Annotated in this window: 12 protein-coding genes and 2 tRNA genes; 9 read left to right on the plus strand and 5 right to left on the minus strand. The window is 49.8% G+C overall.

Going from position 1 to position 19,646, the window contains the following annotated elements; genetic code table 11:
- Positions 1-70 precede the first annotated feature (70 nt).
- From ACV7NC_RS04415 to ACV7NC_RS04425, 3 genes are all read left to right on the plus strand, one after another.
- Positions 71-2,167, plus strand: a complete 2,097-nt coding sequence (locus ACV7NC_RS04415; RefSeq protein WP_458154835.1) for a DEAD/DEAH box helicase family protein — start codon at positions 71-73, stop codon at positions 2,165-2,167.
- Between the two features lie 11 nt (positions 2,168-2,178).
- Positions 2,179-4,620 (plus strand): N-6 DNA methylase, encoded by a 2,442-nt coding sequence (locus ACV7NC_RS04420; protein ID WP_458154258.1) that lies wholly within the window; start codon positions 2,179-2,181, stop codon positions 4,618-4,620.
- Between the two features lie 230 nt (positions 4,621-4,850).
- On the plus strand, positions 4,851-5,768 hold the full coding sequence (locus ACV7NC_RS04425) for a formylglycine-generating enzyme family protein (protein ID WP_458154259.1): 918 nt from the start codon (positions 4,851-4,853) through the stop codon (positions 5,766-5,768).
- A gap of 157 nt (positions 5,769-5,925) precedes the next feature.
- Here ACV7NC_RS04425 and ACV7NC_RS04430 read toward each other — a convergent pair.
- The 3 genes from ACV7NC_RS04430 to gltX all read right to left on the minus strand — a co-directional run bounded on the left by ACV7NC_RS04430 (position 5,926) and on the right by gltX (position 7,570).
- Positions 5,926-6,001, minus strand: a tRNA-Glu gene (locus ACV7NC_RS04430).
- Between the two features lie 45 nt (positions 6,002-6,046).
- A tRNA-Ala gene (locus ACV7NC_RS04435) sits at positions 6,047-6,122 on the minus strand.
- A gap of 53 nt (positions 6,123-6,175) precedes the next feature.
- On the minus strand, positions 6,176-7,570 hold the full coding sequence (gltX, locus tag ACV7NC_RS04440; protein ID WP_458154260.1) for a glutamate--tRNA ligase: 1,395 nt from the start codon (positions 7,568-7,570) through the stop codon (positions 6,176-6,178).
- A 195-nt stretch (positions 7,571-7,765) separates the two neighbouring features.
- Here gltX and ACV7NC_RS04445 point away from each other — a divergent pair, with 195 nt between their 5' ends.
- From ACV7NC_RS04445 to ACV7NC_RS04470, 6 genes are all read left to right on the plus strand, one after another.
- Positions 7,766-9,340, plus strand: a complete 1,575-nt coding sequence (locus ACV7NC_RS04445; protein WP_458154261.1) for an acyl-CoA ligase (AMP-forming), exosortase A system-associated — start codon at positions 7,766-7,768, stop codon at positions 9,338-9,340.
- Positions 9,337-10,575 (plus strand): pyridoxal-dependent decarboxylase, exosortase A system-associated, encoded by a 1,239-nt coding sequence (locus tag ACV7NC_RS04450; RefSeq protein WP_458154262.1) that lies wholly within the window; start codon positions 9,337-9,339, stop codon positions 10,573-10,575. Before ACV7NC_RS04445 ends, ACV7NC_RS04450 begins: the two co-directional genes overlap by 4 nt.
- A gap of 343 nt (positions 10,576-10,918) precedes the next feature.
- Entirely contained in the window at positions 10,919-11,689 is a 771-nt protein-coding gene (locus ACV7NC_RS04455; RefSeq protein WP_458154263.1) for a PEP-CTERM/exosortase system-associated acyltransferase, read from the plus strand.
- 35 nt (positions 11,690-11,724) lie between these two features.
- Positions 11,725-12,210: a hypothetical protein gene (locus tag ACV7NC_RS04460; protein ID WP_458154264.1), complete on the plus strand. Its 486-nt coding sequence runs from the start codon at positions 11,725-11,727 to the stop codon at positions 12,208-12,210.
- A 31-nt stretch (positions 12,211-12,241) separates the two neighbouring features.
- Positions 12,242-13,588 carry a hypothetical protein gene (locus tag ACV7NC_RS04465; protein ID WP_458154265.1) on the plus strand — a complete coding sequence of 449 codons (1,347 nt, stop codon included), beginning with the start codon at positions 12,242-12,244 and terminating at the stop codon, positions 13,586-13,588.
- A gap of 420 nt (positions 13,589-14,008) precedes the next feature.
- On the plus strand, positions 14,009-16,894 hold the full coding sequence (locus ACV7NC_RS04470) for an EAL domain-containing protein (protein WP_458154267.1): 2,886 nt from the start codon (positions 14,009-14,011) through the stop codon (positions 16,892-16,894).
- On the opposite strand, the gene ACV7NC_RS04475 is transcribed toward ACV7NC_RS04470, so the two are convergent.
- Together ACV7NC_RS04475 and bioA are read right to left on the minus strand one after the other, a co-directional pair.
- The gene (locus ACV7NC_RS04475) at positions 16,884-18,278 is read right to left on the minus strand and encodes an MBL fold metallo-hydrolase RNA specificity domain-containing protein (protein ID WP_458154268.1); all 1,395 of its coding nucleotides are present in this window, start codon (positions 18,276-18,278) and stop codon (positions 16,884-16,886) included. The genes ACV7NC_RS04470 and ACV7NC_RS04475 overlap by 11 nt on opposite strands.
- Positions 18,279-18,301: 23 nt before the next feature.
- Complete coding sequence (bioA, locus tag ACV7NC_RS04480; RefSeq protein ID WP_458154269.1) at positions 18,302-19,639, minus strand: adenosylmethionine--8-amino-7-oxononanoate transaminase; 1,338 nt, start codon at positions 19,637-19,639, stop codon at positions 18,302-18,304.
- Positions 19,640-19,646 lie beyond the last annotated feature (7 nt).

Below are 19,646 nucleotides of genomic sequence, written 5' to 3' on the forward strand. Positions count from 1 at the left end.
CTTTCCTAGCCCGGATTCAATCAAGGGATGCCAGCGCTTCCAGCCGGACCCGCAGCGGCTGATTACCGAAATGGTCTCAAAAGACTATATCGCGCTAACGCAAATGCCGGGCTATGCGAATGAAGCAGGCTGGAAAAATGAAGGCGAACGCACCGGTTTCATCGCCAAAAACCGGCTGCGGTTTCTGCGCGATTATCAAAAGCGCGCCGTCCAAGCGATACAAGACGCGGTGGCGGAAGGAAAAAGCCGTTTTCTGTTCGAAATGGCGACTGGTACCGGCAAAACACTGACTGCCGCCGCAGTCATCAAGCTTTTCCTGCGCACCGGCAACGCGCACCGCGTGTTGTTTCTGGTGGACAGGCTGGAACTGGAAGATCAGGCCAACAAAGCATTCGTCGCCTATTTGAAGAACGATTACACTTCGGTCATATACAAAGAACGTCGAGACGAATGGCGCAACGCCGAGATCGTTGTCACCACGGTGCAGTCCCTGCTATTTAACGGCAAATACCAGCGTTTGTTTTCGCCAACGGACTTCGATCTGGTGATTTCCGATGAAGCGCATCGTTCCATCGGCGGCAATGCACGTGCGGTATTCGAGTATTTTGTCGGTTATAAACTGGGATTGACTGCAACGCCAAAGGATTATCTGAAACAATTCGACAAGAGCAAATCCAATACGCGCGATCCGCGCGAGTTGGAGCGGCGTCTGTTGCTCGATACCTACCGCACTTTCGGCTGCGAATCCGCCGAGCCGACTTTCCGCTACTCGCTGCTCGACGGCGTGCGCGAAGGATTTCTCATCAATCCGCTGGTCGTGGATGCGCGCAGCGACATTACCACCCAACTGTTATCCGACAAAGGCTATGCGATTGCCGTGGCGGACGGCGACGGCAATGAAGCAACCGAAAATTTTTATCAAAAAGACTTCGAGAAAAATTTTTTCTCCGAAGCCACCAATCGCTTATTTTGTGAAACATTCATGCGCAATGCGCTACGCGACCCCATCAGCGGCGAAACCGGCAAAAGCATCGTGTTTGCCGTCAGTCAAAATCATGCCGCCAAGCTGACGCAAATTCTCAACGAACTGGCCGATGCCTATTTCCCCGGCAAATATCAATCCGACTTCGCCGTGCAAGTGACCTCGCTGATCCCCGAAGCGCAGCAATTTACCCTCAACTTCGCCAACAATAATTTGCTCGGCTCGGCCAATTTCGAAGAAAACTATCGCACCAGCAAAGCGCGCATTTGCGTCACCGTCGGCATGATGACCACCGGCTACGATTGCCCGGATATATTGAATCTGGCGATGATGCGTCCGATTTTCTCGCCGCAAGATTTCGTGCAAATCAAAGGACGCGGCACGCGCAAGCATGATTTTCTGGAACAGCTTTTCGATCCGGCACTGAAACAGCAACTCGGAACACGAGAAAAAACCCGCTTCAAGCTATTCGATTTCTTTGCCAATTGCGAATACTTCGAGGAAAAATTCGATTACAACGAAAAGTTGCAATTACCCCGATCGCAGCAAAACGGCGGACAATCGGAAATATCACCGCCCCCGTCGCCACCGGGTTCGTTCCGATACGGCGGTGCGGATACCCTTACCGCGCTCGGGGAGCATCAAATCGGCGAGCACGGCATGAAAATCGACCGCATGTTTTTCAACAAATTTGAAGAGAAAGCCCAAGGCGATAGCACGCTGAAAACCCTGGTTGAAAATGCGCAATGGGATCAAGCCACCGATTACGTGCATCGCCATTTATTCAACAAACCGAAAGAATTTTTCTCTCTGGAAACCTTGCGCCGCGCGGCTGGCATGGATCGTCACCTGGGGTTCCGGGAACTGCTGGAAAAAGTGTTTGGACTGATTCCCGGATTCAAGTCGAAGGATGAATTATTGGAAGACGAATTTCAGAAACTTTTGCTTGATTTGTCGCCGGAAGAATTGGAATTGCACGCGGATGCCATCCTCGCACTGAAGAACTATTTTAAGGCGTATGCCACCGATGGCCATCTGCGTTACATCATCGAAAATGGCCGCCTGACTGAACTGAACGTAAATCCAAGTTTTAATATGGCTGATTTCACGGCTGTACCCGTGGCATGGCGCAACCGCATCCCGGAATACATCAACCAGTACGTTCCACTCGACCCATTCAAGTAACCCGATAACCCATGCTGGATTCCGAAACCAAACGCCGCATCGATTCCTGCCGTGACATCCTGGTCGGCAAAGTACCCGATCCCAAATCGCAAGTCGAACAGATCACCATCGCGCTGATCTATAAGTTCATGGACGACATGGACGCAGAAGCCGAAGACCTGGGCGGCAAACGCAGCTTTTTTACCGGTGAATTTGCCAAATACGGTTGGTCCAACTTGATGGCGCCGGGCATGGGCGGCTTCGATATGTTGAACCTTTATTCCGAAGCCATCGGCAAAATGAACGAAAACCCGGGGGTGCCCGCGCTGTTCCGCGATATTTTCAAGAACGCCTATTTGCCATACCGCGATCCGGAAACGCTGCGCAGCTTTCTGAAGGAAATTAACGGTTTCACTTACGATCATTCCGAACGGCTGGGCGACGCCTTTGAATACCTGTTGTCGGTGCTGGGCAGCCAGGGTGATGCCGGGCAATTCCGCACGCCGCGCCATATCATCGATTTCATGGTGGAGCTCATCGACCCGAAAAAGGACGAATCGATCCTCGATCCGGCCTGCGGCACGGCGGGTTTCTTAATTTCGTCGTACAAACATATCCTCAAGCACAATACGAAAGGCTACAAGACGCAGCAAGACCGCGAAGCTTTTGACGAAACCGGCGTGCCGCTGGAAGCGCTGACGCTCGACAGCCCGCTGCATTACAAGGGCGATCTGCTCACGCTGGACGATAAAAACCGCCTCGCCGCTAATATCCGCGGCTACGACATTTCACCCGACATGGTGCGCCTGTCGCTGGTGAATATGTATCTGCACGGCTTTGTCAGCCCGCATATCGACGAATACGACACCCTCACCAGCGACGAGAAATGGAACGAACTCGCCGACGTGATCCTCGCCAATCCGCCGTTCATGTCACCGAAAGGCGGCATCAAGCCGCATAAACGGTTTTCCGTGGCCGCGACACGCTCGGAAGTCTTGTTCGTCGACTATATCGCCGAACACCTCACGCCTAATGGCCGCGCCGCCGTGATTGTGCCCGAAGGCATCATTTTCCAAAGCGGCAATGCCTACAAACAACTGCGCGAAATGCTGGTAAAACAATATCTGGTCGCGGTGATTTCGCTGCCCGCCGGGGTATTCAATCCCTACAGTGGCGTCAAGACTTCGATCCTGGTCATGGACAAGCGCCTGGCGAAAAAGACCGATGCAATTTTATTCGCCAAAATCGGCAGCGACGGCTATCACCTCGGCGCACAACGCCGCCCGGTCAATCATAACGATTTACCGGCAACGGTGCGAGCTATCAAAGGATGGCTGGATGGCGTGCGTAATGGTGCGGTGTTTAATGTTGAGTCAATTGCCAATCTGAGTCTCGTGGCTAAGGAGAAAATTGGCGGGAATGGCGAGTGGAATTTGAGTGGTGAGCGATATCAAGAAGGGAGTGTTCACTCAACCGACTACCCTTTGATTAAGATTGGTGAATTCGTTAAAACCATTACACCACCTATCAAGATTCAAAAAACAGAATTTGGTTTATTCGGTCAGTTTCCAATTATCGATCAATCGCAAAATCAAATTGCGGGATGGATAAATGATGGATCGTCATTAATCTATCCGCAAAAGCCTCTGGTAATTTTTGGTGATCACACATGCGTCGTGAAGCTCATTGATTCTCCTTTCGCGCAAGGCGCAGATGGCATTAAGATTCTTCAAACGAAAGATGTGCTCGATCCGTGCTATCTATTTCATGTTCTGCGACTCAAACCATTAGAAACAGCTGGTTATCAACGCCACTTCAGTAAGCTGAAAGAATACGAAATACCTCTCCCGCCGCTTGAAGTGCAAAAAGAGATCGTCGCGGAGATCGAGGGGTATCAAAAAATCATCGACGGCGCCCGCCAAGTTGTTGAAAACTACCTGCCCCGTATTTCGATTGATCCCGATTGGCCAATGATAGAGTTAAGTAAATTAATTAAGCTCTCAAGTGGTCAATTTCTTTCTAATGTGATGAAGAGCGACGGACCATACCCAGTGTATGGCGGCAACGGAATCAACGGTTATCATTCTGATTATTTTCTTGAAGATTCAACGATCGTTATAGGTAGAGTCGGTGCATACTGTGGTGCGATACATGTAACGCAACCTAAGTCATGGATAACTGATAATGGTTTATATGTGAAGGAATTTTTTAAAGAATCAGATCTGTTGTTCCTGGCATTATTACTTTCACATCTCAAATTGAATCAGTATGCAAAAGTTGGTGGCCAACCTTCAATTTCTCAAGCAATAGTATTGGAAAGAATGGTTCCATTTCCCGATCTTGATACTCAACGCGCCATTGTCGCCCAAATCGAAGCCGAGCAGCGCCTGGTCAACGCCAACAAGGAATTGATCCGGCTCTTCGAAGACAAAATCAAAGTTGTCATCAACCGTGTCTGGGGAGAAACCGCATGAGCAAAGATCTGACCAACTCGCCCGTCGACCGGCAGAATATTCTCAATAGCCTCTTATCCGACAATTGAAGAAAAACTAGCGCATTTGCTTTATAGCGCGTGTAAGTTTCATAGTTTTCAGATTTATAACTTTTGCATAAAAATTAAGCTGTTTTTTATCGATATGCGAATGAATTTTACCCTTTGATCAACAAAAGCCATACCGTGTAAAAAATATAGGTTCAATAAATTTTGAGAAAAGATCGCCAACATATTTTATTACTCCGCAGATTTTTGTGGATTACGGTTATTGCGATTCTGGCAATCATGAGTATTCCTTTTATTCGGTCAATCTATGACATGTTCATTCGGAATCAAATCGACTCTGGCATTAATCTAATGCAATCCGGTGAAATCATTTTTCCCGAACTAGTATTGATACCGGCTGGTTCTTTTGAAATGGGTGAGCAGGACGTCGTATTTATAGAAGAGCTTGGAGCGGAAGAAAAAAAGTACTTCGGTATTCCAGGTAAACATATCCAGATTGATCAGCCTTTTTACATCAGCAAATACGAAATCACCAATGAGCAGTATGATAGCTACATACGGGCAAAGAAATTTAGAAACCAAGCAGAAAAAGGTTTATATACCCAGTCAACTGACAAAGAAAATACCACGGGAAAATTGCCCGCAGTAAAGATTAATTGGCACGGGGCAATGGCCTTTGCAATCTGGCTAGGGGAACAGAAACGACTTAGCTGCCGTTTGCCGACCGAAGCGGAATGGGAATACGCCGCACGAGCGGGACTGAAAACCGCTTATCCGTGGGGTAATGAAGTTGGGATAAATAATGCCAATTGTAGTCAATGCGGGAGTCAATGGGACAATCATGAAGCGGCTCCAGTAGGACAATTTAAAGCAAATCTTTACGGGCTATACGATACATCTGGAAACGTCTGGGAATGGACTTGTTCGGCATGGCAGGATCAATACAATGGACAGGAGCAGCAATGCGCTCGCATGGATGAATTCGGCTCACGTGCAGTGCGTGGAGGTTCCTGGGCCTATGATTCTAAGTATATACGTTCATCTGTCCGCGGCGAGTTTGATGCTGGTACTCGATACAAAGGTTTTGGATTTCGCGTAATGTGTAATTTTTCTGTCAAATAGCGGATCTTATTCAGGTTGAGTTACTGCCTACTATAGATCGATTGAGTAGAAAAATTGTATGCCGCAGTAATGATGATATTTTTGTTTTCATACATTACGCGCAGAATAAGCATTTAAAGCAGAACAGGTTGTAATTTTTTATAACCTGTTGTTCTATTGGCGTCCCCAAGGGGATTCGAACCCCTGTTACCGCCGTGAAAGGGCGATGTCCTAGGCCTCTAGACGATGGGGACAATGTGATATGTCGTTACAGCGTCGCTTAATCCACAGTAAGAAACTGGTGGAGATAAGCGGGATCGAACCGCTGACCTCTTGCATGCCATGCAAGCGCTCTCCCAGCTGAGCTATACCCCCTGATCAAAGGAACGTGGATTATACTGATGCGATGATGGCTTGTAAAGCAAAGATCAACCGGGGAAATTGCCGAGTTGATTGTTCATGCGAGCCAGTGTTTCATCGCGTCCAAGCAATGCCAGTACCGCGTCGATCGAAGGCGTATGCACTTCGCCGGTGACCATCACCCGCAATGGCATCGCGATTTTCGGCAATTTGACGTCGTGCGCTTTGGCGGCGTTTTTTATTTCCTGATGGATGACTTCGCGCGTCCATTCGATTTGTTTGAAGGTTTCCATCAAACCGGTCACGATCGGTTTGGCGTCCGCAGTTAAATGCTGCGCTTTCAGTTCCTCGGCGGGTTCCAGCGGACGGTAAAAATACACGGCGGCATCGGCCAGTTCTTCGATGGTATTGACCCTTTCTTTAAGCAAATCGACGACTTGCGCCAGATCGGGGCCGCCATTCAGCGGGCAGTTATCCTTAGCGAGGAAAGGCACCACCAGATCAGCCAAACGCGCATTATCGGTAGTTTTGAGATATTGCTGATTGATCCAATGCAGTTTCTCCGGATTGAACTTGGCCGGAGAGCGGCTGATCGCGGATAAATCAAACCATTCAACCAGTTGCTCGCGGCTGAAAATCTCTTCGTCGCCGTGCGACCAACCGAGCCGTGCCAGATAATTCAATAACGCTTCGGGCAAATAACCATCGTCGCGATACTGTATCACCGACACCGCGCCATGCCGTTTCGATAAACGCTCGCCGTTGGCGCCGAGGATCATCGGCACGTGCGCATATTCCGGTAAAGTAGCACCCAAGGCTTTAAGGATATTGATCTGGCGCGGGGTATTGTTGACGTGATCGTCGCCGCGGATCACATGGGTGATGTTCATATCGAGATCGTCAATCACCACGCTGAAGTTATATGTGGGGACGCCATCGCCGCGCAACAGCACCAGATCATCGAGTTCATTGTTGGCGACGGTGATTTTTCCTTTGATCTGATCGTTAAACGACACATAGCCATCCAGCGGATTTTTGAAACGAATCACCGGTTTCACACCAGCGGGCGGAGTTTTCTTGCTATCGCGCCAGCGACCGTCGTAGCGCGGCTTCAAACCCGCGGCCAATTGCTGTTCACGCATTTGCTCCAATTCTTCTTTGCTGGCGTAGCAATAATATGCCTGGTTATTTTGCAATAATCGTTCGGCAACCTCATGGTAGCGCGCTAACCGCTGCATTTGGTAAAACGGCCCTTCGTCGTAATCCAGCCCTAACCATTCCATGCCATCCAGAATTGCTTGGATGGATTGTTGCGTTGAGCGCTCCAGATCGGTGTCTTCAATGCGCAAGATGAAATCCCCGCCATGTTTACGGGCGTAAGCCCAGGAAAAAAGCGCGGTGCGTGCGCCGCCGATGTGGAGATAACCGGTGGGGCTGGGGGCAAAACGTGTGCGTACCTTCATGATTGTTGAACCGATTGTTTAGTAGCGAATAAATACAGGGGGCATAGTTTACGCGATTCTATAAAAGCCGTGTTCTCTTTGCCCGGCTCTGGACTGCTGGCGATAGGTTATTCGAAGCAGACACTAAACATGATTATAATGCGAGCAATTTAACCCAATGTTCATTTTTGAACATCACGATGAAGCAATCGACCCATGACCGATTTAATCCATGACTTGATTTTTTCAGCCGCTGACCGCTCACCGGATGCTGCTGCATTGTCCTATCAAAATCAATGGATGCACTATCAAACCCTGGCCACGGAAGTCGCAACCAAAGCAAACGGATTTCAGGCGCTCGGCTTAGCGCGCGGCGAACGAGTTGCTGTTTATCTTGAAAAGCGTTTCGAGGCGGTGATCGCATTATTTGCGGCATCCGCCGCCGGGGGTGTTTTTGTGCCGGTCAATCCGGTATTGAAACCGGAGCAAGTCCGCTATATTTTTGCCGATTGCAATGTGCGAGTATTGGTCACTTCATTGGAACGGCTTAAGCTGCTGCAGAAGGAATTAGCGTCATGCCACAACTTGCACACCATTGCAGTGATCGATAGCAAAGGCGAATCTCCGGTTATTCCAGGCATTACTGTTGTCAACTGGGATGAAGTCAATGGCGCTCAGTCCGCCTTGACAAGCATCGACAGCGACATGGCCGCGATCATTTATACATCCGGCAGCACCGGTAAACCCAAAGGCGTGGTGCTATCGCATCGCAATCTCATGGCGGGCGCAAAAAGTGTCACGCAATACCTGCAAAATCGGCCCGGCGACCGGATCTTAACCATACTGCCATTAAGTTTCGATTACGGACTCAGTCAATTGACAACCGCATTTTATGCCGGAGCCGCCAACATTCTGATGAATTACCTGCTGCCGCGTGACATTATCCGCATCGTTGACGAACAGCAGGTTACCGGTATTGCCGCAGTCCCGCCGCTATGGACGCAACTGGCGCAATTGGATTGGGGCGCGACACCTTCGTTGCGCTACATCACCAGCTCCGGCGGCGCCCTGCCCCGTCCGGCATTGGATCGCTTGCGCACCGCTCTGCCAAACACAAAAATCTTTTTGATGTACGGATTCACCGAAGCTTTCCGCTCCACCTACCTGGAGCCGCAAGAACTTGACCGGCGCCCTGATTCGATCGGCAAAGCGATCCCGAATGCCGAAGTATTGGTGCTGCGCGAAGATGGATCTCATTGCGCACCCGGCGAACCTGGAGAACTGGTTCATCGCGGCGCGCTGGTCGCAATGGGCTACTGGAATGACGCCGAAAAAACGGCCGCCTGCTTTAAGCCGCTCAAGCCGCAGCACAGCGGTTTGACGATTCCGGAAATTGCCGCCTGGTCGGGTGATACCGTGCGCATGGATCCGGATGGGTATCTGTATTTCATCGAGCGCCGTGATGAAATGATCAAGACATCCGGTTATCGCGTCAGTCCGACGGAAATCGAAGAAGTGATTTATGCCACCGGATACGTCGTGGAAGCGATTGCCTGCGGAATACCCCACCCTACCTTGGGTCAAGCAATCGCGGTGATTGTCACCCTCAAGGAAGATATACAAATCGATGCGGACGCGCTGTTTAACGCCTGCAAGCAACACTTACCCGCTTATATGGTACCCAGTCATATTGAGATCCGCGCGCACTGCTTGCCCAAAAATCCAAACGGCAAAATCGATCGCAAATATTTGTCGCAGCAATTGCAACGGTTGTTTGACGGTCTCCCATGATGAACCGTCAACTTCCGCAACATGCGCCACTGACCCAATTTGCCGTGCGAGACGATTGTTTGCAAATTGGTGGCATGCCGCTGACCCGTCTGGCGCAGCGTATCGGCTCCACGCCGTTTTATGCCTACGACCGCCAAGCAATCACCGAGCGAGTGGCCCTGCTGCGCCAGCATCTGCCGCCGGAGATCCTGCTGCATTACGCCGTTAAGGCAAACCCGATGCCGGCGGTCGTACAACATTTGGCAGGCTTGGTCGATGGTTTGGATGTCGCATCGAACGGGGAAATGAAAATTGCGCTGGATACGGGTATCGATTCCGGCAGCATCAGTTTTGCCGGACCCGGTAAAAAAGAATACGAGCTACGGTGTGCTATCGCAGCGGGTGTTGTGATCAATGCCGAATCCCGGCAAGAATTGGAAACCATCGCGCGGCAAGCGATGGCAATTGGCGTCACTCCCAGCGTTGCAATCCGGGTGAACCCGGATTTTGAGCTCAAATCCGCCGGTATGAAAATGGGCGGCGGCCCCAAACCATTTGGAATCGACGCCGAGCAAGTCCCCGGCGTACTCAAGGAAATCAGTTCGCTAAACTTGGATTTCGTTGGTTTCCATATTTTCAGCGGTTCACAGAACTTAAACGCCGCCGCCATTCAACAGGCACAAGAACAAGCGATTCAACTAGCGATCGAACTGGCCCGGCATGCGCCCTCGCCTGTCCGGTTGCTGAATATCGGTGGCGGCTTCGGTGTGCCCTATTTTCCGGGAGAACAGCCCCTGGATATTGCCGCTATCGGCGATCATCTACATATCCTGATGCAGCAGATCCGGAGACAATTACCGCAAGCTGCGGTGGCATTGGAGCTGGGGCGCTATCTGGTCGCCGAAGCGGGGATTTACGTGTGCCGCGTGCTTGAAAGAAAGCTATCGCGCGGACAAGTCTTCCTCATAACGGATGGCGGAATGCACCATCATCTGGCCGCTTCCGGTAACTTCGGCCAGGTTATCCGCAAAAATTACCCAGTATTGATCGGTAATAAAGTGTACGGCAGTGAGCGAGAGATTGTTTCGGTTACCGGTCCGCTGTGTACGCCATTGGATGTATTGGCCGAACAATTACCCATGGCGAGAGCGTCGGCGGGTGATCTGGTGGTCGTGTTGCAATCCGGCGCTTATGGATTGAGCGCCAGTCCCGCTGCTTTCCTGGGACATCCCGAATCGGTCGAAGTATTGGTTTGATCCCCCTGCGTTTTGTCAGTCACTGTGCAAATGTTGTTTATTGTGCACAAGCCTTTAAGTTTGTTGCGATTTCCTAGCTAAATTATAAAGATCAGTTGAATATTCGCTTTAAATATACTTAAATGATTGATAGATCCAGTAGATATTACTTATTGAATGAAAAAGCTTTGTTTCGCATAACCGGAAAATAGGAAATGCACCGTAGATTCTGTGCTTTTCCGCTGATGATATATCGTAGCGGCAGTTTACTATTTTTACTTTGACTTCCGATCGGCACGGATCAATTTTTTCCTTGAGTGAAATAGTATGACAGACTTATTGACTAGTTTAATTAGGTGATTCTATGAACGATTTGTATCAAAATTTTCAAAAATTCTTTGAAATCGTAATTGCAGATACAGCCGAATTACTTGAGCATGTTTACAGAATCCGCTATCAGGTATTATGCATCGAACAGCGGTTACCGGGATTTGACCCTTCGCATTGCCCGGGTGAGAAAGAAAAAGACAGTTATGATAGCCATTCCTGTCATGTGCTGTTACGTTATCGCCCTACCGGGGAATTCATCGGTACCGTGCGATTGATTCTTCCGGATAACCGACAACCCGCAAAACTGCTGCCGGTTGAATTGTACGGACAGACAGATCCGATGCTTTGCGACATCAAAGCATTGCCTCGCCAGCAAACTGCTGAAATTTCACGTTTCCTGGTCATGAGTCAATTTGACCGCCGTAGAGACGAACGACGCCGGGAGGATCGCCGTAAAGAAACAGCCGAAACCGACAGCGAAAAAAGGACTTCGCAAGACCGACGGGCGTCGGATCGCCGTTCCGGATTAAGCATAGGATTGGTACTGATGGCCGGGGTTATGCGCATGTCGGTTAAATACAATATCCGGCATTGGTTGTCCGTTGCGGATCCTGCACTGAATAAGCTGATGGGATTTTACGGTTTGAATTTCAATCCGATCGGCCCGCCGGTCAATTATCACGGCATCCGTCGTCCTTATTACGTCCGCGTGGAAGATGCCCTCGAAAAAATGTACAACGAGCATCGCGATGCATGGGAAGTCGTAACCGATTGCGGTGCTTATAGCTTAATGCGTGTTAACTAATTTAATGGAATAACTCTGAACCGGGAATCTGTTTCTTGAATTTATTTCATTCATCGATACAAAGGCAACTATCCAGTCATTATTGGTTAAAAGTTAAAGCAAGCTTATGCTTGGCTTTGACTGTATCCCTTTGGTGCATAGATACTGGTGTCAGAGCGGAAAATTCATACGAAATTGTCGCCAATCCCGGCGTAAACGAAAAAATCCTCACGGTTAATTCACTGCGCTCGATTTTCAGCATGCGCTTAAAAACCTGGCCGGACGGCACCAAGATCCGGGTTTTTGTGCTATCCGACGATGACGAATTACACCAGATCTTCTCCAAGGAAAAATTAAACGTTTTTCCCTACCAATTGAGATCCACCTGGGATCGATTGGTTTTCTCAGGCACTGGCCAAGCTCCGACAAAAGTCAGCTCAAACGAGGAAATGCTCGCCAAAATTGCCAGTACCCCCGGAGCAATCGGTTATTTATGGAAAGCAAATATCAATGAAAATGTTAATGTGCTCGAAATTAAGTAACCGTTTTATCGGTTCAGGACTCCGGCTAATCATGCAAGCGGTAACACTGTCATTGTTTTTCTGTTTTCCGGTGCAAGCGCAGGATAGTGCGAATTCGAAATCACCGCCGGAAGCAAATAATCCGCCTGCCAGAAAATTCCTCGCGATGGAATTACCTGTGGTCACTCCACAAGCCGAAACAACGGAGAAAAAACCGGGATTTATAAGGTCGACCATCGACCGTTTTCGTAACAATGATCTTCCCGGTGATTTGCAGATTCACGGCTTTGTTAGCCAAGCGTATATTTCCACGTCGGATAACAATGTTTTTGGAAATAGCGATAACGGCGGCAGTTTCGGTCTTACCGAAGCGGGTTTGAATGCCTCCATCAGGCCGTTGCCGCGCTTGCAGTTATCGGCGCAAGTGCTGTCCCGGCGCGCCGGCGAAGGCAATAGCGGCATGCCGCGGCTCGATTATGCGGTATTGGATTATCGCTTATATTCCCAAGAGACCAATCAGCTCGGCATCCGCGTTGGCCGGATTAAAAATCCATTTGGTTTTTACAACGAAACCCGGGATGTCGCATTTACACGCCCCAGTATCTTGCTGCCACAGTCGATCTATTTTGACCGCACCCGCAATTTGGGGCTTTCCAGCGATTCCGTACAGGTTTACAACGATCTGGCGGTATCAAATTGGGGCACGCTATCGACCCAGTTTGGCGTAACCTTACCCGTCGTTGGCGACAAAGACACTGAAAGCTCTTTACTAGGCATTGTGCGTCCGGGAGAATTGAATCGGGATGTGTCCTACATCGGACGGGGAATTTTTGAAACGAATGATAAGCGGCTTCGTTTAGGTATCAGCGGCATATGGTTGAACACGAGCTACGATCCCAATAGCCTGTTACGTGATCCGCTGGGACCGGGCGCGCTCCAATTCACCCCTGTCATTTTCTCGGCCCAATATAACGCGGAGCGATGGACATTAACATCCGAATATGCGATCCGGCCATTCAAATATGACAACAATTTCAGGAATCCGGGGCTAAACGGCCTGGATTTCGTGGGTGAAAGCTATTATTTCCAGGGTGAATATCGTTTTACCCCGAAAATTGAAGGAATTTTGCGGTATGATGCACTCTTTCTCGATAGATCGGATCGCAACGGCAATCAATGGGCTGCTCAAAGTCCACTGCGCCAAGGGCTGGAACACAGTCGTTTTGCCAGAGATATTACCGTCGGCGTACGCTGGAATGTCACACCGGAATTCATGCTACGGGCCGAATTCCATCATGTGAACGGAACCGGTTGGCTGTCGCGGCTGGATAATCCAGTGGCAAGAGACACGGAAGAAAACTGGAATCTGTACGCGATTCAAGCATCTTATCGATTTTAGGTAACGTTGTACCACTCTTAGGGAAACGCTGATTAATTCGGCGAACGCGATGGAGCACGAGGCGCACGGCACGCGTATAGTCAATTAATCAGCATTTCCTTAGCAGGCCATTGAAAAACGTTTTCGAGGCAGCCGATACAAGGCGAAAACAGGCGAAAAAACGCAGTTTATGCGGTATAAATGAGCATTTTGAGCTTGTTTTTAACACCATAGTGGCAACGCAGATAGTTTTTCAACGGCCTGTTAGAGCACAATAAAAACACAGCTGGTGGCAATCAGAAAATGAGACATAGCTTAGCGTTGATCAAAGCTCCGAGCACCTTCCAATATGACTGTTCACTGGCGAAAACGATTATTCCGTGTTTTCCGGATTAAGCAAAAGCGCTGTCGCACAACAGTTCCGGGTTTAAATTGAATAACATGCCTATTGACTCACAACCGAAGAGACGTAAATTCCGTAGCTTACGATGGAAAATCTCGCTCGGAAGCAGCTTGATTTTACTCGCGGTTGTCTCGCTGTTTTGTTTTGTCAGCTACCTCGGATTAATGACCAACTTTGCCAATCAGCAAGAAGTCGAGCACCGGAGATATTCGCTCGAGATCAACAGCCTGGTCACCAATACCACGCGGAACTTACATCAACTCGCCGAAATGATTCCATTCCTGGATGGAATGAAGAAAGCTTTGTTATTGAACGATGGCGAAAGCATCAGTCAGGTTTTCGACGCGCATTGGGCATTACTGCAATTCCACAATGGCGTCGAATTCATTCACTTTTATAATTCTTCCAATCAGTTAAACGCCAGTTGGGACAGTCTTGATGTCACCATTGACGACAATCAGTTACTGTCCAAATGGGTCAGCCATGTCAATCAATCGGAGCACCCCATCAATCCGCTGCTCTGCCGCGAAAGTTGCATCCAATACCTGATCGCCCCCATTCTGGTGGAAGGCAGGAAAGTAGGTGTCGTGGCTATGGGAACTTCCTTGGTGGATGTATTTCTGGCCTTTAAACGGATTTCCGGCGCGGATATCGGATTGTTGATCTCCACCAAAAATATCCACCCGTCACATCATGACACCGAAATTTCCAGCTGGAATGTTCAAATCTCCGCGTTAACCGGCAAAGAACGCAATTACGAGATCCTGAATCAGGTCAATCAATTGTACCCGGACATGAGCAAACTCAACGACGGTATCCAGATTCGCTGGAATAACCAGTACGTACAGATGAAATTATTTCCTTTGGATTCTTATGAACCGGGTAAAGCGCATTTAATTATCATCACGGATGTTACCGCCGCCGTAGAAAATATTCATGATTCGATCTGGAAAATCGCTGTAATCGGCTTGCTGGGACTTATTTTCTCGGAAGTATTGTTATTTTTCATATTCACCCGATTGCTGGCAAAACTGCGAGATGTCGTGTTCGTGCTGCCGCTCCTGGCAAACGGACAGTTTGAAAAATTCCGCGCATCGCTCGCATTAACCGATCGGGCGCAACATGTCAGAGACGAAGTCGATACGCTATCGGAAGCGGCGATATCCCTCTCATTGCAGTTAGAAAAACTGGAACAAGAAGTATCGACGCGGACAAAAATGCTGGTTGAACAAAAAAATGCGCTCGGTAAGGAACGGGATTTCATTCAAAACCTGCTGGATACCGCACAAGCCATTGTGCTGACGCAAAGTTCCGAAGGCCGGATTATGTCATTGAATAATTACGGTGAAATGCTGACGCATTACACCGAAGTCGAGTTAAAGGACAAATCTTTTTTGCAGACGTTGATTCCTGAGTATGAATCGCAAGATTTGCTTTTCCGCTTTAAAGAAATTCACAGCGGCGAAAGAATTCAACTGCGTCATGAAGCCATTACCCATTGCAAGGATGGCACGACCCGCCATGTCGCTTGGCTGCATTCGCACCTGGATAAGCAATCCGAAGACGACCCGTCGATTTTGTCGGTCGGTCTCGACGTTACCGAATATAAACGCGTCGAAGGGCATCTTGCGTGGCTGGCCGATCATGATCCGCTCACCAATATGTTCAACCGGCGCCGTTTCAGCGAGGAACTGGAACAGGTGTTGAGCCGCGCGGAACGCTACCGGCACCCGGGGGCTTTGCTATTCTTCGACCTGGATCGTTTTAAATACATCAACGATACCAGCGGTCACCAAGCCGGTGACGCATTGCTTAAAATGGTCGCCAACATGCTTGCCCAGACCATTCGCGCCGATGATATTACCGGCCGTTTAGGCGGTGATGAATTCGCCATCATCTTGCCGGAGATCAATGCCAGCGGCGCCATCGAGGTCGCCAAGAAAGTTCTGACCCAGTTAGGTCTGGCGCAACTGACGATCAACAACCGCACACACAAAATTTCTGCCAGTATCGGCATCGCGTTATTCCCGGAACACGGCGCCAATATTCACGATCTGCTCGCAGCCGCAGATCTCGCGATGTACCAGGCAAAAGCCAAAGGACGAAATGCCTGGTATTTGTTCTCCGATCAGGACCGCAGCCGCGAACGGATACATACGCTGGTTTATTGGAAAGAAAAAATCGAGTATTCGCATTTGCATGACAATTTCGTGCTGTATCTGCAACCGATCATGCATGTCAAAACGAAAGTAACCTCGCACTACGAAGTATTATTGCGCATGAGAGATAATGACGGTTCGATGCTGTCACCCGCCGACTTCATACCGGCAGCAGAACATACCGGATTGATTCACGCCATTGATCACATGGTATTGCGCAAAGCCATCTCGCAGATTGCCCAAATCTATAAAAACGGTTTTCACGCTACGTTCTCGATCAACTTATCGGCGCATGCGTTTAACGATCCTGAATTGTTGCCCATTCTCAAACAGGAATTGGTGTCGAATCAAATGAATCCAGCCAGCTTGATGTTTGAGATTACCGAAACCGCCGCTTTGGAAGATTTACCCGGCGCGCGTGGCTTGATGATAGAGATCAAAGAGCTTGGTTGCGGCTTTGTACTGGATGATTTCGGCGTCGGTTTCTCGTCGTTTTATTACTTACGCGAACTGCCGGTCGATGTTGTCAAGATTGACGGTTCGTTCATCCGCAATCTTTCGGCGAACAGTGACGATTTGATTCTGGTCAATGCCTTATGCAGCGTTGCAAGGGGATTCGGCAAACGCACTACGGCCGAGTTTGTGGAAAATGCCGAGGTCCTGGCGCTCATTGAGAAATTAGACATTGATTACGCACAAGGCTATCACATCGGCAAGCCGGCGCCTGCTACCACTTTTTTCCAAGACCCGGAATCTACAAACTGACCGTCGCCAAAAACTCCGGTATTTCGGCGTTCCACTTCAAATCCTTACCAATGGCCGCGGCTAACGCCACCGAATTGCTGTATTCGCCGTGTACCACAAAAACTTTTTCCGGCTTGTTCACGAAATGGCGCAGCCAATTAAGCAGGTCCGCCTGATCGGCGTGCGCCGAGAGTCCGCCGATGGTGTAAATCGCCGCCCGGACCCGGACATCCTGACCAAAGATCTTCACCTGCCTGACGCCGTCAACCAGCCGCCTGCCCAGAGTCCGCTCAGCCTGAAAACCGGTAATCAAAATGCTGCATTCCGGCCGGTCGAGGTTATATTTCAGGTGATGCTTGATCCGCCCGGCATCACACATGCCGCTGGCGGAGATGATGATGCCGTGTTTCATGCTATTGAGCTGCATCGATTCTTCAATATCCTGCACGAAGTGTATACGGGGTTTTTTGACATTATCGTTCATCCATTTCAGCGCGTCGGTCGATTCCTTATCGAGCAATGCGATATGCTTCAACGTGATTTCCGTAGCCGCCCGCGCCATCGGCGAATCCACGTAAATATCCATTTCCCCGAGTTTTCCCTGGCGGTACAAGTCGATCAACAAGAACAATAAATCCTGCGTCCTGCCGACGGTAAACGCCGGAATGATGACGTTACCACCTTTCTTGATCAACGTATCGTTGATGGCCAACACCAGTTCATCCAACGTATCCGCCATGCTGCGATGCAAGCGGTTACCATAGGTGGATTCGATCAGCAATACATCCGCTTGCCGGATAATCGCCGGGTCGCGCACCACCGGATGCCCCGGTTTTCCCAGATCCCCGGAAAATACGATTTTTTTGCTGGCCGCTTGCTGCTTCACCCATAGTTCAATGATCGCCGAACCCAGAATATGCCCGGCATCACGGAAGCAACAGCGTATTGCCGGATGCGGATTGACTTCAGTGTCGTAATCCACCCGCACCAATTGCTTCAGCAGCGCTTCCGCTTGCGCAACGGTGTAGAGCGGCGCCAGATCCTGAATGGAATGGCCGTGGCGGCGCGATTGATTGCGCCATTCGGTTTCCTTTTCCTGAATATAGGCGCTATCCTTCAACATCACTTGCAGCAGATCCGCTGTCGCAGCCGTGCAATACACCGGCCCGCGGAATCCCCAAGCGTTAAGACGCGGCAATAACCCGGAATGATCGATATGCGCATGCGTCAGCAGCACAAAATCAATCGCCCGCGGATCAAACTTGAATGCCGTGCGGTTTTTCCGGTCGGCTTCGCGGCCGCCTTGGAACATACCGCAATCCACCAGAAACCGTACCGATCCGGTTTCGATCAAATAGCTGGAGCCGGTTACTTCACCGGCAGCGCCCAGGAAAGTCAGTTGCATGGCAATATGTTCCTTTCTGATAGTTACATCGAATCCAGCACACGCAATGTACCGCTGATCAAAAGATCGATCTCCGCTTCGGTAATGATATACGGCGGCATGAAATAGATTGTTTTTCCTAAAGGCCGCAAAATCAGTTGTTGCTGCAATCCGGCCTGAAAGCATTTGGCGGCAAAATCCCGATCCTCTGACTCTACTTCAAACGCCCAGATCATGCCGCAGTTGCGGAAATTACTGACTTTCGGATGAGCAGCCAGCGATGCGGCTTGCGCATTGAGATAAGCCGTTTTTTTCTGATTTGCTGTAATCACATGATCTTTTTCGAAAATATCCAGTGTCGCCAATGCCGCGCGGCAAGCCAGTGCATTACCGGTGTGCGAATGCGAGTGCAGAAACGCGCAGGCAGTTGAGTCGTCATAAAACGCCTGGTAGATCGCATCGGTCGTCATCACCACCGATAACGGCAGATAACCGCCGCTCAGCCCTTTGGCCAAACATAAAAAATCCGGTGCAATCGCGGCTTGATTGCACGCAAATAAGGTACCGGTGCGGCCAAAGCCGACGGCGATTTCATCGGCAATCAGATGCACCTGATAGCGGTCGCAGATTTCCCTGGCACGTTGCAAATACACCGGATGGTACATGCCCATGCCGGTAGCGCCCTGCACCAGCGGCTCCAGAATCAGTGCTGCTATCTCTTCATGATGTTTCGCCAAATGGTTTTCCAGCGCAACGGCAGCACGCAGCGCATAATCGTGCGCTGATTCACCACGTTCGGCGTAGCGCCAGTCCGGGGTCGGCACATGCGTGCACGGCCGCAACAACGGCGCGTAGGTTTCCTTGAAAATCGCCACATCGGTCACCGACAAGGCACCTAGTGTCTCGCCGTGGTAATCGTTCTGCAGGCTGACAAACCGGTTTTTCCGAGGTTTACCGCACAACAGCCAATAATGAAAGCTCATTTTTAACGCGATCTCGGTTGCCGATGCACCGTCACTGGCGTAAAAACAATGTCCGAGCGAACCGGGCGCGATTCTTTTGAGCCGCTCCGATAGCGCAACCACCGGCTCGTGAGTGAAGCCTGCCAGCATCACATGTTCTATCTTCTCCAGTTGATCCTGGATGGCAGCGTTAATGAGCGGATTGGCATGTCCGAATAAATTGACCCACCAGGAACTGATCGCATCTAAATAGCGCTTCCCATCGGCGTCGTAAAGCCATACCCCTTGCCCGCGTACCACCGGCACCAGCGGATAGCTTTCGTGCTGCTTCATTTGTGTGCAAGGATGCCATACCGCTTGCAGGCTTCGCTGCCGCATGTGTTCTAAAGTGGTGTTGACGTTTGGAACGCTACCTGACATAAAATCC

Source organism: Nitrosomonas limosa (assembly GCF_054188085.1).

Bases quoted from the DNA above. Each gene is read 5' to 3' on its own strand.
- ACV7NC_RS04415 (WP_458154835.1), top strand. From the start codon at position 71: ATGGTCTCAAAAGACTATATCGCGCTAACGCAAATGCCGGGCTATGCG.
- ACV7NC_RS04420 (WP_458154258.1), top strand. From the start codon at position 2,179: ATGCTGGATTCCGAAACCAAACGCCGCATCGATTCCTGCCGTGACATC.
- gltX (WP_458154260.1), bottom strand. From the start codon at position 7,570: ATGAAGGTACGCACACGTTTTGCCCCCAGCCCCACCGGTTATCTCCAC.
- ACV7NC_RS04445 (WP_458154261.1), top strand. From the start codon at position 7,766: ATGACCGATTTAATCCATGACTTGATTTTTTCAGCCGCTGACCGCTCA.
- ACV7NC_RS04450 (WP_458154262.1), top strand. From the start codon at position 9,337: ATGATGAACCGTCAACTTCCGCAACATGCGCCACTGACCCAATTTGCC.
- ACV7NC_RS04455 (WP_458154263.1), top strand. From the start codon at position 10,919: ATGAACGATTTGTATCAAAATTTTCAAAAATTCTTTGAAATCGTAATT.
- ACV7NC_RS04465 (WP_458154265.1), top strand. From the start codon at position 12,242: ATGCAAGCGGTAACACTGTCATTGTTTTTCTGTTTTCCGGTGCAAGCG.
- ACV7NC_RS04470 (WP_458154267.1), top strand. From the start codon at position 14,009: ATGCCTATTGACTCACAACCGAAGAGACGTAAATTCCGTAGCTTACGA.
- ACV7NC_RS04475 (WP_458154268.1), bottom strand. From the start codon at position 18,278: ATGCAACTGACTTTCCTGGGCGCTGCCGGTGAAGTAACCGGCTCCAGC.
- bioA (WP_458154269.1), bottom strand. From the start codon at position 19,639: ATGTCAGGTAGCGTTCCAAACGTCAACACCACTTTAGAACACATGCGG.